Origin of the sequence: Streptomyces apricus, assembly GCF_008369065.1 — a bacterium.
Classification (GTDB): domain Bacteria; phylum Actinomycetota; class Actinomycetes; order Streptomycetales; family Streptomycetaceae; genus Streptomyces; species Streptomyces apricus.
In genome coordinates this window covers 1-14276 of the sequence record NZ_VDFC01000035.1, presented here as the reverse complement: position 1 = coordinate 14276, position 14276 = coordinate 1, and the positions used below count along the sequence as shown (strand labels likewise).

Here is a 14276-nt window from a genome sequence, read left to right as displayed (position 1 = left end):
GTCGTGCGTCGTCCGTGAGGAGTCAGGCATGCGTGGCTGGAGCCCATCCGCCCCGTACGGGGACCCGCGGCGTCGGTGGTTGTGCTTCGACGGGTGGATCGCGGGGATGGGGACCTCCTCGGGCACGCGCATCGTGCTAGGGCACTGGGAGCGGTCGCCGTTCGGGGCGTTCAGCGACGTGATGCTGGAGCGGGCCGACGGGGAGCGGCTGCTGCTGGCCCCCACCCGGGAGGTGGCGGACTTCGTCAGTGGCACCTACACCTTCGACACGGTGCGGGTCGTCCCGGTCGGTGTGGGCGTCACGGACCGCACCTGGACCGTCGGCGCGGGATCGCTCGACCTGCGTTTCACCACCGGCCGGCGGCAGCTCCTGGGGCTGGCCCTGCGGGCCGTTCCCGGCGCGCTCGCCCGGCGTCCGGCGTGGAGCGCGGTGACCGACCCGCTCGCCCGCCTGCTCCTGTCGGGCGTACGGACCCGCGGCAGCGCCGGCGGGGGCCGCCGGGAGTACTACGGCGCACAGGACCTGCTGCCGGTCCGTGCGGTGTCGGGGACTTTCGAGGGCACCGGCCTGGGGGTGCTGGCCCCGGTCGAACCGCCCGTGCGCTTCGGGTTCGGTTCGGCGCCGGCGGGGCCCGCCCTCACCCGGATCACGACGACGATCGTCCTTGCTTCGGGGTGACGGCGCTCCGGTGACCCGTACCCCCGTTGACTACGTGACCACGTACGGACCGGCACACGCATGTTCAGGACCCCCGTACGGGATACCTGTCATCGATCACCGTCATTGCAGGACGTGAGCGTGGAAGGCGGCATTGAAGTGAGTACACGACGTGGCACGGCCCTGGTGACAGGGGCCTCCTCCGGCATCGGCGCGGCCTATGCCGAGCGGCTGGCCTCCGAGGGATGGGACACCGTCCTCGTGGCCAGGAGGGCGCAGCGGCTCGACGACCTCGCGCGACGGCTGCGCGAGACGACGGGCACCACGGTGGAGACCCTCGTGGCCGACCTGTCCGATCCCGGCGACCTCGCACGGGTGGCGCGGCGTGCGGCGGGCGACGACATCGGGTTCCTCCTCAACAACGCGGGGATCAACGGCTACGGCCCGTTCGCGGAACTGGAACCGGACCTCATGGCGAAGGTCCTCGCCGTCAACGTCCTCGCCGTCACCACGCTCGCCCGGGCCGCGGTCCCGGCCATGCTGGAGCGCGGGCACGGCACCCTGGTCAACGTCGCCTCGCAGCTCGCCTTCGCGGGTTCGCTGCCGCCGCGTCCGCTGCCCGAACGCGCGCTGTACGGCGGCACCAAGGGCTACGTCGTCACCTTCACCCGTACGCTCGCCGCCGAGCTGGCCGGTACACCGCTGCGGATCCAGGTGCTGTGCCCCGGGCTGACCGCGACCGAGTTCCACAAGTCGCGCGGGGAGGAGCCCGTCGCGGGACGGGAGCAGTCCGTGCACGAGGACGGCGGCATGCCGGTGGACCAGGTCGTCGACGCGTCGCTGGCCGCGCTGGAGGGCGGCCGGGTGGTGTGCGTACCGGGGCTCGACGACCCGGCCCCGGTCGACGGCCTGGCCGAGGCCGAACTGGCGATCCGCACGGCGGCCCGCCGGGGCGGAAGCTGACCCGGCCCGCCGGGACGGGAACCGACCCGCCCCGCGGTTTCGATCCCCGTGTCCGTGCAACTCATCAGTGGCGGCGGGCGGCGCGGCCGATCCGCGTGGAGCAGCGCCCCGACGTGAAGACACCCGCTCGGAGGTCGAAGATGGATCACTCTCGTGTCCCTGTGCTGGAGGCGCTGCAGGAGTTCCGGCGTCGCGGTGACGTCGTGTACGGGCCTCCCGGCCACAAGCAGGGGCTGGGGGCCGATCCCCGGGTCGTCGACATCGTCGGCGAAGGGGTCTTCGCCTCGGACGTGCTCTCCCTGAACGGGCTCGACGACCGCCGCGAGTCCCAGGGGGTGCTCACGCAGGCGGAGGAGCTGATGGCCGACGCGGTCGGGGCCGACCACGCGTTCTTCTCGACGTGCGGCAGTTCCCTGTCGGTGAAGACCGCGATGCTGGCGGTGGCCGGGCCGGGCGAGAAGCTGCTGATCTCGCGCAACGCCCACAAGTCCGTGATCGCCGCGCTGATCGTCAACGGCGTGGAGCCGGTGTGGGTGCACCCGAAGTTCGACGCCGAGCGGCACCTGGCGCACCCGCCGGAGCCGGACGACGTACGGCAGGCGCTGCGGGCCCATCCCGACGCGAAGGGGATGCTGCTGATCACGCCGACGGACTGGGGCTCCTGCGCGGACATCGGCGGTGCCGCGAAGGTCTGCCACGACCAGGACATCCCGCTGATCGTCGACGAGGCGTGGGGCGCCCATCTGCCGTTCCACCCCGGTCTGCCGTCCTGGGGCATGGACGCCGGGGCCGACCTGGTCGTCACCAGCGTGCACAAGATGGGGGCCGCGGTCGAGCAGAGCTCCGTCTTCCACCTCAAGGGCGACCGGATCTCCCCCGAGGTGCTCAAGCAGCGCGAGGACCTGCTGGGCACGACCAGTTCCTCCTCCCTGGTGTACGCCACCCTCGACGGGTGGCGCCGCCAGATGGCCGAGCAGGGGTACGACCTGCTGGACGCGGCGCTCCGGCGGGCGGCCCGCATCCGTGCGGCCGTGGCGGGCATGCCCGGACTGCGGCTGATGGGCCAGGAGGTCGTCGAGGCGGGGCTGACCGCGGAGCTGGACCTGCTGAGGATCACGATCGACGTGCGGGACCTGGGCATCAGCGGGATGCAGGCGGCCGAGTGGCTGCGCGCCCACTGCCACGTCGACCTCGGCGCCTCCGACACCTGCCGGATCGGTGCGCAGATCACCCACGCCGACGACGACCGTACCGAGAACCTGTTCGTCGACTCCCTGCGCCGCCTCGTCGACGCGGCCGGCACCATCGAGAGCCCCTCCCCGGTGCGGCTCCCCGAACCGCACGCGCTGGAACTGGAACAGGCCATGCTCCCCCGCGAGGCCTTCTTCGCGGCGGTCGAGCACGTCCCGGCCGAGGAGGCCGTGGGACGCGTCGCGGCGGAGACGCTCAGCCCGTACCCGCCCGGTGTGCCCGCCGTGGTTCCCGGGGAGGTCGTCACCGCGGAGGTCGTCGACTACCTGAGGAGCGGCGTGGCCGCCGGGATGCTCGTCCCCGACGCCGCCGACCCCMCCCTCGGCACCCTGCGCGTGACGGCCCGCTGACATCAGGGCCTACCGCTCGCGTACGGCGCAGGCGATCACGCCGGCCGCCGCAGGGGCAGGCGTACGTGGAGTTCGTAGCCGCCGTCCGGGGTCGGGGCGGTGGTGACGGTGCCGCCCAGGAGCCCGGACGGCGGCTACGAACTCGTCCCGCCCTCCCCCTCCTTCTCGTCGTCCTCAGGGCTCGGCGGCCAGACGGGGCGCTCGGCCTCCGGCAGGTCGAACAGGGCCAGACCGACCGTGCGCCGCACGGGCAGCATCTCCGTACTCCCCGTCTGCACCAGCAGTTCCGAGAGTCTGCGGCCCGCCCCGGCGAGCAGCAGCTTGCCGTCCAGGCGCTTGAGCAACCAGCGGATGGCGAGCAGGCAGTTCAGGCCGCGGGAGTCGCAGAAGACGAGGGCCGTCACATCGAGGACCAGGTGCCGCCGCCCGGCGTCGACGATGGCGGCGAGGGTGCCGAGGAAGTACTCCTCGCAGCTCTGGTCGAGTTCGCCGCTGACCCGCAGCACCGCGCAGTGGTCGCTGTCGGTTATCTCGGTAATGGTCAGGCGGTGGGTCCGCGTGGACATCACCCCTCCGTCCGGTCGTCCTGCCGAGGCCCGTTCGCGGCGACTCCCGCCGCCGTCCGGAGCGGCACCCGTATGCGAGCGTGTGCCCCGCATTCGGACGGGCATGGGGGCGGCGCACACCTCAGACCGGCGCCCGACGTCAACCGGCGCGCGGGCATGACAGCGAGGGCGTTCAGGTGGCGCGTTCGGCGGTCCAGGTGACGTGCGGGGGCTCGATGCGGCCGCACAGCGGGCCGCCCTGCGGGTCGGTCAGCCCGAGCCGGGCCACCAGGAGGCCCTGCCGGGCGGCCGCGGCGAGGACATCGCCGGGGACCCTGTCCAGCATCAGCTTGGCGCGGCGGAACATCGAGAAGACGCCCGCCGCGTCGACGGTGCCCCAGGACAGGTAGACGAACCGCCGGCCCAGGCGGTCCTGCACGTAGGGGCCGCGCACGTCGGTGCCGCCGGTGGGCGCCGGCGCCGCGGTGCACTCCAGGGTCCAGGTCGCCGACGCGGCGTCCGCGCGGTGGGGTTCGAGCAGTTCGCCCGGGCGGTCCCGGCGCTGCACGGCGACGTGGACGTCGCGGTGCCCGTGCGGGTCGCCGCTTCCGGGACGGGCCGGGGCGGTGGGGCCGGGCAGGTCGACCGCGTCGATACGGATGCGCATGGCGGCCATCATGCCGCGGCACGGGCCTCGGCCCGTGCCGCGGGGTCCCGGGCCGCCCCGGCGGGCGGCCCGGGAGGGGGACGGTACTCAGAGGCGGCCGGTGATCCTCGCGCGCAGCAGGTTGGGGTCCGTGGCCGTGGTGTAGGCGGCGCTCAGTACGTACACCTCCCTGCCCCGCACCGCCACGGCGGAGGCGTTGCGCAGTCCGTCGGAGGCGTCCAGGACCGTCGTGTGCGTACCGTCGGGGCGGATGTGCATCACCGTGTCGGGGCCGTTGAGCGCCGCGAGGACGTGGTCGCCCCGGCCGGTGAAGGCGAAGTCGTCGATGCCGGCCAGGCCCGACGCCTCGACCTGCGGGGCGCCCGCGCGGTCGCCCGCACGGATCGGGAGGCGCAGGAGGGTGCCCCGGTCGAGGTTGGTCACCCAGAGCGCGCCGTCGTGCACCTTCGCGCCGTTGGCGCCGAGGAAGCCGGCCGGGGCGAGTTCGGGGGCGGTGGACCACGCGGTGGGGTGCCGCCGGTGACGGGGACGGTCCACACCGTGCCGAGCACCGAGTCGGTGATGTAGAACCGCCCGGCACGTTCGTCGAGTGCCAGTCCGTTGGGCAGGCCGTCCGCGGGCAGGGCGGCGATCCGCCGCGGTGCCTGTCCGGGGCGCAGCCGCCACAGCCCCGTCAGGTCGGCGGTGCCGGTCGCGTACAGCGCGTAGAGCGTGTCGTCCGGGGTGCGGGTGATGCCGGTGGTGAGCGGGAAGCCGAGGGCGGGCGTGCCGGCGCCGCCGTCGGCGGGGGCGGGCAGCGTCGCCAGGACGTGCGTCGCCCCCTGCGGGGTCACCCGGGCCACCTGGCGGCTCGCGGCGAAGGTGACGGCCGCGCTGCCGTCGGGCAACAGGGCGATGTTCTCGGGCAGTTGTCCCGCGGCGAGGTCGAAGTGGGCGGCGATCCGTATGTCGGCCAGCGGTTCCCCCGGGGAGGCGGCACCGGCCGGTACGGCCGTCGCGAGGGTGGCCGCGACCGCCGCGGCGGCTGCCGCGAGGGTCCTGATGCTGCGCTTGGGCATGGTTCCTTCTCTGTTTTCGGGCATACGGCGGCGCGGCGCGACGCCGTGGTCTAGGGGGCAGGCCTGGTCAGACGGTGCGCGACTCCGCGTCCCGGCGCGGCTGCGCGTCCCGGCGGGGCCGCGGTGCGGTGGCGTGGGCGAGCAGGGACAGGGCCCGCGCGGACGCGGAGCCGGGGGCGGCGGTGGCCACCACCAGGGCCGGCCCGTTCCCCTGCGGGCTCTGCAGGGTCTGCTGGGTGACGGTCAGTGCGCCGACCAGGGGGTGGCGCATCCCGTAGTCGGCGACGTCGCAGGCCAGTACCCGGTGGTCGGCCCACAGGGCCGCGAACTCCCGGCTGCGCACGGTCAGTTCGCCGACCAGTGCGGTCAGCTGCGGATCGTCCGGGTACCGGCCGGCCGTCAGGCGCAGGTTGCCCACGACGGCCCGGGCCTTCGCGGGCCAGTCGGCGTACAGCTCGCGGGTGTGCGCGTCCAGGAACACCAGCCTGGCCATGTTCGGGCGCCGTCGCGGGTCGTCGGGACCGTCCGGGTCGAGGTGGCCGGCGAACAGCGCGTGCCCCGGCGGGTTCCAGGCCAGGACGTCGCTGCGGCGGCCGACGACGAGGGCGGGCGTGTCCGCGACGGCGGCCAGCAGGGCCCTCGTCGCGGGGGTGACGCGTTCGGCGGGCGTACGCGCACGGCGGGCGCCGCTCCTCGGGGTGCGGGCCAGTGTGTGCAGGTGGGCCCGCTCGGAGTCGTCCAGGCGCAGGGCGTTGGCGACGGCGTCGAGCACCTCGCGCGAGGCGTTGCGCGACTGGCCCTGTTCGAGGCGGGTGTAGTAGGGGGCGCTGATGCCGGCGAGCATCGCGAGCTCCTCCCGCCGCAGCCCCGGCACCCGGCGCCGTTCGCCGTAGGTGCGCAGTCCCACGTCCTCGGGGCGCAGTCGGCTCCGGCGGGCCTGGAGGAACTCGGCGAGGTGCCCTTGCTCGGTCATGTCACCGAGTATGCGCAGCGCCGCCGGACCGTGCCTCACCCCGCCGGGGTAGGGCTCCGGGGGCGCGGATCCCCGGAGCCGGCCCCGGGGCTCTCACCCGGACGCGGACCCGGGGTTCCTACCGCGGCGCGCCCGCGAGTCCCGTCAGCACCCGGTCGGGGGTCAGGGGCAGTTCGCGGAAGCGGACGCCGGTGGCGTGGTGCACGGCGTTGCCGACGGCCGCCGCCGTGCCGACGATGCCTATCTCGCCGACGCCCTTGCTGCCCATGGGGTTGAGGTGCGGGTCGTCCTCCTCGATCCAGTGCGCTTCGAGGTCCGGGACGTCGGCGTGCACGGGGACGTGGTAGGAGGCCAAATCCGACTCCGTGAAGTCGCCGGACGCGGCGTCCATGGTGCTGCCCTCGGTCAGGGCCATGCCCAGGCCCATGGTCATGCCGCCGATGAACTGGGAGCGGGCGGTGCGGGCGTTGAGGATGCGTCCGGCGGCGAACACGCTCAGCAGGCGGCGCGCCCGGACCTCGCCGGTCACCGTGTCGACCGTGACCTCGGCGAAGTGGGCGCCGAAGGAGTGCCGGGCGTAGTCGCTCTCCGCGTCGGCGCTGCCCGCCGTGTCGGCGTCCGCGCGAAGCCCGTCGTCCGGCAGCGGCCCGGTGTGCGCGGCCAGCCGCGCCGCGAGCCGGGTGCACGCTTCGTGGACGGCCCAGCCCCAGGAGGCGGTGCCCGAGGAGCCGCCGGCCAGCGGGGCCGGGGGCAGGTCGCTGTTGCCCACCTCGGTGCGCACCCGCTCCAGGGGGACGCCGAGGGCGTCGGCGGCGATCTGGGCGAGGACGGTGCGGGCGCCGGTGCCGATATCCGTGGCGTTGGTCCGGACGACGAAGCCGCCGTCGGGCAGGGCGAGGGCCGTCGCCCGCGAGGGGCTGGCCATCACCGGGTAGGTGGCGGCGGCCACGCCCGTGCCGACGAGCAGGGGGCCCTCGGTGCGGGAGCGGGGCCGGGGGTCGCGCCGCGCCCAGTCGAAGCGCCGGGCGCCCTCGCGCAGGCATGCGACCAGGTGGCGGCTGCTGAAGGGCTTGCCGCTGTCGGGGTCGGCGTCGGGCTCGTTGGCGATGCGCAGCTCCACGGGGTCCAGGCCCGTCGCCACGGCGAGTTCGTCCATGGCCGACTCCAGGGCGTACATGCCCGGTGCCTCGCCGGGCGCGCGCATCCAGGAGGGGCTGGGCACGTCCAGCGGCACCACCCGGTGGGCGGTGAGGCGGTGCGGCGCGGCGTACATGATGCGGCTGGGCACGGCGGCCTGCTCCACGAACTCCTTGATGCGGGAGGTGTGGGTGGTGACCTCGTGCAGGGAGGAGGTGAGGGTCCCGTCCGCGGCGGCGCCGAGCCGGAGGCGGTGCAGGGTGGGCGCCCGGTGGCCGACGACCGAGGGCATGAGGCGGCGGGGCAGGTTCACGGTGACGGGCCGTCCGGTCTCCCGGGCCGCCATCACGGCGAGCACCACGTGCGGGCGCGGGGTGCCCTTGGACCCGAATCCGCCGCCGACGTGTTCGCTGACGACGGTGATGTCGTCCTCGGGGAGCCGGAACAGCGAGGCCAGGGTGGCGCGTACGGTCGTGGCGCCCTGGCTGGAGTCGTGCACGACGAGCCTGCCGCCGGTCCAGCGGGCGGTGGCCGCGTGCGGTTCCATGGGGTGGTTGTGCAGCGGCGGGACGCGGTAGTGGGTGTCGACGCGCACCTGCGCGGCCGCGAACGCCTCCTCGGGGCCGCCCTGTTCGCGGCGTGCGGGGTGGCCGCCGTTGGCCTCCTCGGGCGCGTAGGCCCCGGGGTGGTCCTCGGTGAGGGTCACGTCGTGGTCCTCCACGTCGTACGTGACCTCGACCGCGGCGGCGCCCGCGCGGGCCGTCTCCAGGGTCTCGGCGACGACCAGGGCGACGAACCAGCCGCGGTGCGGTACGCGCCGGTCCTGGAGGACGGCGAGGGTGGGGTCGTCCGGGGGCGCCAGCCGGGGCGCGTTGTCGTGGGTGAGCACGGCGAGGACCCCGGGCAGGGCGAGCGCGGCGGCGGTGTCGATGCCGCGGATCGTCCCGCGAGCGATGCCGGCGGCCACCGGCCAGGCGTGGACCCGGCCGGGGTCGGTCTGTTCGGCGGCGTACCGGGCGCTGCCGGTGACCTTGTCCCGGCCCTCCCGGCGCTCGGCGGGCGCGCCCAGCGAACGGCCGGTGCCGGTGGCGGTGTCGGCCATCCTGCTCCTCCTGACGGTGATGTGCGTACGGGTGCGTGTCCGCGCACGCGTGTTCAGGTCCTGGCACGTGTGTTCAGGTCCTGGCGGCCCGCGCGAGCCGTTCCAGGGCGTCGACCGCGAGGTTGCGGGCCAGGGCGACCTTGTAGGCGTTGTCGCGCAGCGGCTCGGCGGCGGCCAGTTCGAGGTCGGCGGCCCGCTCGAAGGCCGCCGTCGTGGGGGCGGCGTCCAGCAGGGCCTCCTCCGCCTTCCGGGCCCGCCACGGGCGGTGGGCCAGTGCGCCGAAGGCGAGGCCGACATGCCGCACGACACCGTCCTCGACGCCGAGCACCGCGGCGACGGAGGCGAGGGCGAAGGCGTACGAGGCCCGGTCGCGGGCCTTGCGGTAGAGCGAGGGCAGTCCGGCCGGGGCCGCCGGCAGGAGCACCCCGGTGATCAGCTCGCCGGGGCGGATCACCGTGTCCTGTTCGGGGTGGTCGCCCGGCAGCCGGTGGAACTCGGCGACGGGGACGGTGCGCGGCCCGTCGGCCCCGTGCAGCTCGACGTCCGCGTCCAGGGCGGCCAGTGCCACGGCCATGTCCGAGGGGTGCGTGGCGATGCACAGCGGCGAGTGCCCGAGCACGGCGTGGTCGCGGTGCGTGCCGTCCAGGGCTGCGCAACCGGAGCCGGGCACCCGCTTGTTGCAGGGTTTGCCGGTGTCCTGGAAGTACGGGCAGCGGGTGCGCTGCAGGAGGTTGCCGCCGGTGGTGGCCGCGTTGCGCAGCTGTCCGGAGGCGCCGGCCAGGAGTGCCTGGGAGAGGGCCGGATGGCGGTCGCGCACCAGGGGGTGGGCGGCGAGGTCGCTGTTGCGGACGGTGGCGCCGATCCGCAGCGATCCGTCGGGCAGCTCGTCCACCGTGTCCAGGGGCAGCCGGCTGACGTCGACCAGCGCGGCCGGTTCCTCCACGCCCAGTTTCATCAGGTCGACCAGGTTGGTGCCGCCGCCGAGGTAGCGGGCGCCGGGCTGGGCCGCGTACAGCTCGGCGGCCTCCTCGACACTGTCGGCGCGCGCGTAGGCGTAGGGCTTCACCGGATCACGTCCTCGACGGCCCGCACGATGTTCGGATAGGCGCCGCAGCGGCAGAGGTTGCCGCTGAGCCGTTCGCGGATCTCGTCCGGGCCGAGCGGGACGGGCCGTCCGGAGGGCGTCCCGGGGTCGGTGACGTGCGAGGGGTGGCCCGCCTCGGCCTCGGCCACCGCGCCGAGGGCGCTGCAGAGCTGTCCCGGTGTGCAGTAGCCGCACTGGAAGGCGTCGCGGTCGAGGAAGGCCTGCTGCAGGGGGTGCAGGTCGTCGCCGTCGGCGAGTCCCTCCACCGTGGTGATGTCGCGGCCGTCCTGGGCCACCGCCGGGAGCAGACAGCTGTTGACGCGGCGGCCGTCGACGAGGACCGTGCAGGCACCGCACTGGCCGTGGTCGCAGCCCTTCTTGGCGCCGGTGAGGCCGAGCTGCTCGCGGAGCACGTCCAGCAGGACGGAGCGGTGGTCGACGGTGAAGACGTGCGGCGCGCCGTTCACCCGCAGCTCGACCTCGGAGTGGTGGCGGCCGGGCGACGCGTGAGCGCCGGATCCGGACGCATCGGGCCGGGACGCGGCGAGCCCGGACGCACCGGGTCCGGCCGCGGCGGGCCCCGGTCCGGCGGGCCCGGCGGGGCCGGGTGTCCGCCCCGGTGCGGCGATCGACTCGCTGCCGGGGCGGGGGGACCCGTCGTCCGCACCCGCACTGTCTGTTCGGCTGCCCATGCTGTTCATCACCTTCCGACGGCGCCCGGAACCACGCAGCTCACGTATCCAGGCTGGGGCCCGCCACACATTCGCGCACGCCGGCGAAAGCGGCCCCGGCGGTGTCAGACGCCCGCCGCGGCCGTCACCGTCGCCGGGTCCTCCCCCGTCAGTTCCGCGATGCGGTGCGGCGCCACGCCCGCGGCGAGCGCCCGGCCGATGAGGCCGTCCCGGCCGTCGGCGCAGTCGCGGTAGGACAGCAGCTCCTCCTCGATCCGGGCGAGCGCCTCGGGACCGGAGCGCTGCCGTACGCGGCTCAGCTCCTCGTCGCTCAGCGGCACGGGCAGCCGCTCCGCGCCCTCGGGGACGGCCCCGGTCTCCTCCGGCGGCAGCAGCCGCAGTTCGGGCGCGGTCGGCGTGCTCCCCTGCGCGTCCAGCCACGCCCGTACCGCGGGAGTCTCCATACAGGCGAGGCCACCGACGGCGGCCGGGGGCACACCGAGCCGTGCGGCAGGGTTGTCGAGCAGGAACAGGTAGGCGTCGTCGGTCATCGTCGGCTCATCTCAACGGGGAGGTCGGTCGACACCCCATTACCCCGCCGCACCCGGAATACCGCCGCACGTTCGGGTGAACGCCCGGCAGGAGGGGTGACGGCCGGCACCGTTACGCCCCTGTCCTCGCACGGTGCGGTCGACGCGCACGGTGACGGTTCGAGGGGGCGCCGCACGGTCACTTGAGCGGCAAATAAGACATATCTGTATTTTCATGAATAAGTCTCCGCGAAGCGGTCACTCGTCGTGGAGAAGAACACGTCTCTCGTGAAGGGGATGGTGGTATGTCTTCCACCGAGTTTCTGTCCGCCGAACTCACCGAGGTCACCGTAGACGTCGAGGCCGCTCTCGACCCGACCGAGGCCGACGGCTCCTACCGTGACAGCCGCGAGTGCGCGGCGCTGGCGCTGCAGGCCGCGACGGGCACTCTGCTGCTGTCTCCTCCTACCCCCCGGCCGAAGAAGGGTTGACGGGAGAAGCCACATGGAAAAGTCAGGCACCTCGACCCGTCTGACGGGCGCGGTGCAGGACCTCACGTCGGAACTGGTCTCCGCTCTTCGGAGCGGGGGCCCGTTCCGGTTGGCCCACGGCGTTCCCGGAGCGGACGACGGCATCGCCCTCGCCGCCGTACGGGTGATGGGCGCCGACGCGGTCCTGCCGAGCGTCCTGCACGACGTCCCTCCCGGTTCCGACGACCTCGCCGTGTTCAGCAGGGCCGTGCACGCCTATCCGCCTCCGGCGGGTGCCTCCCCCGCCTCGGCGTGGAGCCACTGGGCCATGGAACGGGCCCTCCGCACCCTGGACGGATCCGCCGACACGCCCCCGGACGGCGTGCCGGGCCGTGGTACGGAGCCCCGGGCCGCCTGGCTCGAAGACGCCTCCTGGCAGTCGCTGACCCACCAACTCGCCGTGCTGGCCCCGCTCGCGGTACCGGGCGCGGACAGCGCCGTGGCCCGCGTGGCGCGTGGTCGTCCCGTGGACGTCGCCCGCGGGTTCGTCCGTGCGGTCCGGCGGCGCGACTGGCTGCAGGCGGCCGGCGCGGGACGCTGGCTGGTGCTCCTCGACGGCGTCCCGGAGACGCTCGGCCTGGAGACCGGGCTCGCGTTCGTGGCGCAGATGGGCGGCGACGACCCGCGCGTGGCGCTGCAGGTCGAGGCGGCACAGCTGATGCGGATCGGAGTGCGGGTGTGACGGCACGCGACATCCGGGAGGTGGGCGAGGCCTCGCTGAGCTGGGTGTCGGCCCGCCGCGAGGAGTTCGCGCTCGGCGCCTACGCGCTCGCCGAGCACGCGAACGTGAACTTCACCTGGAAGCCCCTCGGCGAACTGGCACAGGTCTGCGTCAGCATCCGCCGGCACACCGAACCGGACGACCCGCTCCACGAGAGCGCCGCCGAGCTGCTGGCCTTCGCCTGGGAGCAGACCGCGCACGGCGGCCTCTTCCTGGAACTGCAGCGCCTCGAACCCTTCGCCACGTATCCCCTGGAGATCTATGCGGCGTTCGCGTCCGGCGGGCTGCGCCACACCGGCTACGAGCGGGCGGCCGCGACGGTGGCCCGCACCCGCAGCTGGCGGATGACGGAGCAGCAGCCCAACCGGCGCCTGAGCGTCCTCAACTCCGAACAGCGCAGCTGCGTCCCGCAGCACGACGACATGGCGCGGGCGCTGGGCCGCACCTGGCTGGGCGGCCTGCCCGAGCCGTGGACGTTCGAATCCGCCGCCGGCTACACCCTGACCCATGTGGTCTTCCACCTCACCGACTGGGGCCTGACCCCGCAGGGCATCCCCCCGCAGGTCGCACAGCACCTGCGGCAGTGGCTGCCCCCCTGGCTCGACACCTGTCTGGAGGACGGGCAGTGGGACCTGAGCTGCGAGCTGCTGGCCGTGGCGGGCAGCCTGCCGGGCCCGCCGGACCGGGCGGTGCTCCAGGAGTCCTGGGCGAGACTGGCACAGGCCCAGGACTCCTCCGGAGCCGTACCCGAGGTCGGCGCCGGACGGGCCGGCCACCCGGTCGCCGACGACTTCGTCGGCTGCTACCACTCGACCCTGATGGCGGCCTTCGCCGCCGTACTGACCGGCTACCGCCTGCGCGCGTACGTCGACGACGGCGCGGTCGCCGCGCAGGTGCACGCCTTCGAGCACGCGACGCATCCGGGACACGAGGGGCGAGGAGCGCCGAGATGACCGACACCCGTCTCATCCACAGCGTCGGGACCAGCGCCCTGGAGTGGCTGCACGCCCACCGGGACGGTTTCCGCCTCGAAGAGGACGTCGACCCGGAAGTGGGCTTCCTGGAGCGCTTCAAGCCGGTCGGTGAACTGGCCGTCGTGTGCAAGGTGCTGTTCCGCGAGGGGGTGGCGGGCTCCCGGCAGGCCCAGCTGGCCCGGCAGTTGCTCGACCACGCCTGGCGCGACACGCTGGACGGTGGCCGGATGCTGGTGCGCGGGCAGCGCATCGAGCCCTTCTCCCCCATTCCCTTCGAGGTCTACCTCCCCTTCAGGGAACTGGGCCACAGCCATCCCGAACTGGAACGGAGCATCCTGCTCAACCACCGGCTGGAGAGCTTCGCCGCCCATGAACTGACGCCGGTGCGCCGTCTGGGACTGTCCGCGTTCCAGCGCCGTTTCGGACTGCGGCCGCGACCGCCCGAGTCCGAGATGGTCGGCGAGACCTGGCTCGGGCGCACTCCCGAGCCGTGGACCGTGGAGGGGTACGCCGCCTACGACGTCACCCACACCGTCTTCCACCTCACCGACTGGGGCGAGGCCCCGGAGCGCATCCCGCCCCGCATCGCCGACTACCTCGCCACCTGGCTGCCGGTGTGGCTGGACGACTGGCTCGACCTGCAGCGCTGGGACCTGCTCGGCGAACTGCTCGTCGTCGACGCCTGCCTGCCGCGCCCCACGCTGGACGAGCGGGCCTGGCGGGGCTTCGCCGCCGCCCAGCAGGACGACGGGGCGATGCCGGCCATCCGCACGATGCCGCAGGGCGAGCCCGACGAGCTGTTCGACCTCGTCTACCACCCGACCCTGGTCGCCGCCTTCGCCTCCGTGCTCGCCACCTCCCGCGCCCTGACCCTGCTGACCCACGCGCCCGCATGACGGCCCGCCACCAGCCATGGCCGGGCGACCCGTTCGGCGCCACCGGCCGGCTCCCGCCACGCCGCCCCTCCGCGCAGCCGGGTCCCACTGCCCGTCCTCCAGACAGGTGTCGAGCCAGGGGGGCAGCCACTGCCGCAGGTGCTGTGCGACCTGCGGGGGGATGCCC

General features: G+C 74.3%; 14 protein-coding genes and 1 pseudogene. 7 read left to right on the top strand and 8 right to left on the bottom strand.

Annotation, left to right across the window (positions count from 1 at the left end):
• The first annotated feature begins 106 nt into the window (after positions 1-106).
• The 3 genes from FGF04_RS12355 to FGF04_RS12345 all read left to right on the top strand — a co-directional run bounded on the left by FGF04_RS12355 (position 107) and on the right by FGF04_RS12345 (position 3222).
• On the top strand, positions 107-679 hold the full coding sequence (locus FGF04_RS12355; protein ID WP_328596289.1) for a hypothetical protein: 573 nt from the start codon (positions 107-109) through the stop codon (positions 677-679).
• A 138-nt stretch (positions 680-817) separates the two neighbouring features.
• Positions 818-1621 (top strand): SDR family NAD(P)-dependent oxidoreductase, encoded by an 804-nt coding sequence (locus FGF04_RS12350; RefSeq protein WP_149511354.1) that lies wholly within the window; start codon positions 818-820, stop codon positions 1619-1621.
• 140 nt (positions 1622-1761) lie between these two features.
• The gene (locus FGF04_RS12345; RefSeq protein ID WP_149511353.1) at positions 1762-3222 is read left to right on the top strand and encodes an aminotransferase class I/II-fold pyridoxal phosphate-dependent enzyme; all 1461 of its coding nucleotides are present in this window, start codon (positions 1762-1764) and stop codon (positions 3220-3222) included.
• Between the two features lie 134 nt (positions 3223-3356).
• Here FGF04_RS12345 and FGF04_RS12340 read toward each other — a convergent pair whose 3' ends face one another.
• From FGF04_RS12340 to FGF04_RS12305, 8 genes and pseudogenes are all read right to left on the bottom strand, one after another.
• Positions 3357-3788, bottom strand: a complete 432-nt coding sequence (locus tag FGF04_RS12340) for an STAS domain-containing protein (RefSeq protein WP_149511352.1) — start codon at positions 3786-3788, stop codon at positions 3357-3359.
• Positions 3789-3960: 172 nt separating this feature from the next.
• The gene (locus FGF04_RS12335; RefSeq protein ID WP_149511351.1) at positions 3961-4434 is read right to left on the bottom strand and encodes a DUF5990 family protein; all 474 of its coding nucleotides are present in this window, start codon (positions 4432-4434) and stop codon (positions 3961-3963) included.
• An 87-nt stretch (positions 4435-4521) separates the two neighbouring features.
• A pseudogene (locus FGF04_RS12330) lies at positions 4522-5492 on the bottom strand (hypothetical protein).
• 67 nt (positions 5493-5559) lie between these two features.
• Positions 5560-6465 carry a helix-turn-helix domain-containing protein gene (locus FGF04_RS12325; RefSeq protein WP_149511350.1) on the bottom strand — a complete coding sequence of 302 codons (906 nt, stop codon included), beginning with the start codon at positions 6463-6465 and terminating at the stop codon, positions 5560-5562.
• 118 nt (positions 6466-6583) lie between these two features.
• Positions 6584-8704, bottom strand: coding sequence for a xanthine dehydrogenase family protein molybdopterin-binding subunit (locus FGF04_RS12320; protein ID WP_149511349.1), 2121 nt, complete (start codon positions 8702-8704; stop codon positions 6584-6586).
• 73 nt (positions 8705-8777) lie between these two features.
• The gene (locus FGF04_RS12315; RefSeq protein WP_149511348.1) at positions 8778-9770 is read right to left on the bottom strand and encodes an FAD binding domain-containing protein; all 993 of its coding nucleotides are present in this window, start codon (positions 9768-9770) and stop codon (positions 8778-8780) included.
• Positions 9767-10261: a (2Fe-2S)-binding protein gene (locus tag FGF04_RS12310; RefSeq protein WP_188114062.1), complete on the bottom strand. Its 495-nt coding sequence runs from the start codon at positions 10259-10261 to the stop codon at positions 9767-9769. Before FGF04_RS12310 ends, FGF04_RS12315 begins: the two co-directional genes overlap by 4 nt.
• A gap of 323 nt (positions 10262-10584) precedes the next feature.
• Complete coding sequence (locus FGF04_RS12305; RefSeq protein ID WP_149511347.1) at positions 10585-11010, bottom strand: DUF6003 family protein; 426 nt, start codon at positions 11008-11010, stop codon at positions 10585-10587.
• Between the two features lie 284 nt (positions 11011-11294).
• Here FGF04_RS12305 and FGF04_RS12300 point away from each other — a divergent pair, with 284 nt between their 5' ends.
• From FGF04_RS12300 to FGF04_RS12285, 4 genes are read left to right on the top strand one after another with little or no spacing between them, the layout of a single operon-like run.
• Entirely contained in the window at positions 11295-11480 is a 186-nt protein-coding gene (locus tag FGF04_RS12300; protein WP_149511346.1) for a hypothetical protein, read from the top strand.
• Positions 11481-11493: 13 nt separating this feature from the next.
• Positions 11494-12201, top strand: a complete 708-nt coding sequence (locus FGF04_RS12295) for a hypothetical protein (RefSeq protein WP_149511345.1) — start codon at positions 11494-11496, stop codon at positions 12199-12201.
• Positions 12198-13193 carry a DUF6895 family protein gene (locus FGF04_RS12290; RefSeq protein WP_235882299.1) on the top strand — a complete coding sequence of 332 codons (996 nt, stop codon included), beginning with the start codon at positions 12198-12200 and terminating at the stop codon, positions 13191-13193. The genes FGF04_RS12295 and FGF04_RS12290 overlap by 4 nt, the downstream gene beginning before the upstream one ends.
• Entirely contained in the window at positions 13190-14110 is a 921-nt protein-coding gene (locus tag FGF04_RS12285) for a DUF6895 family protein (protein ID WP_149511344.1), read from the top strand. Before FGF04_RS12290 ends, FGF04_RS12285 begins: the two co-directional genes overlap by 4 nt.
• The last annotated feature ends 166 nt before the right edge of the window (positions 14111-14276 follow it).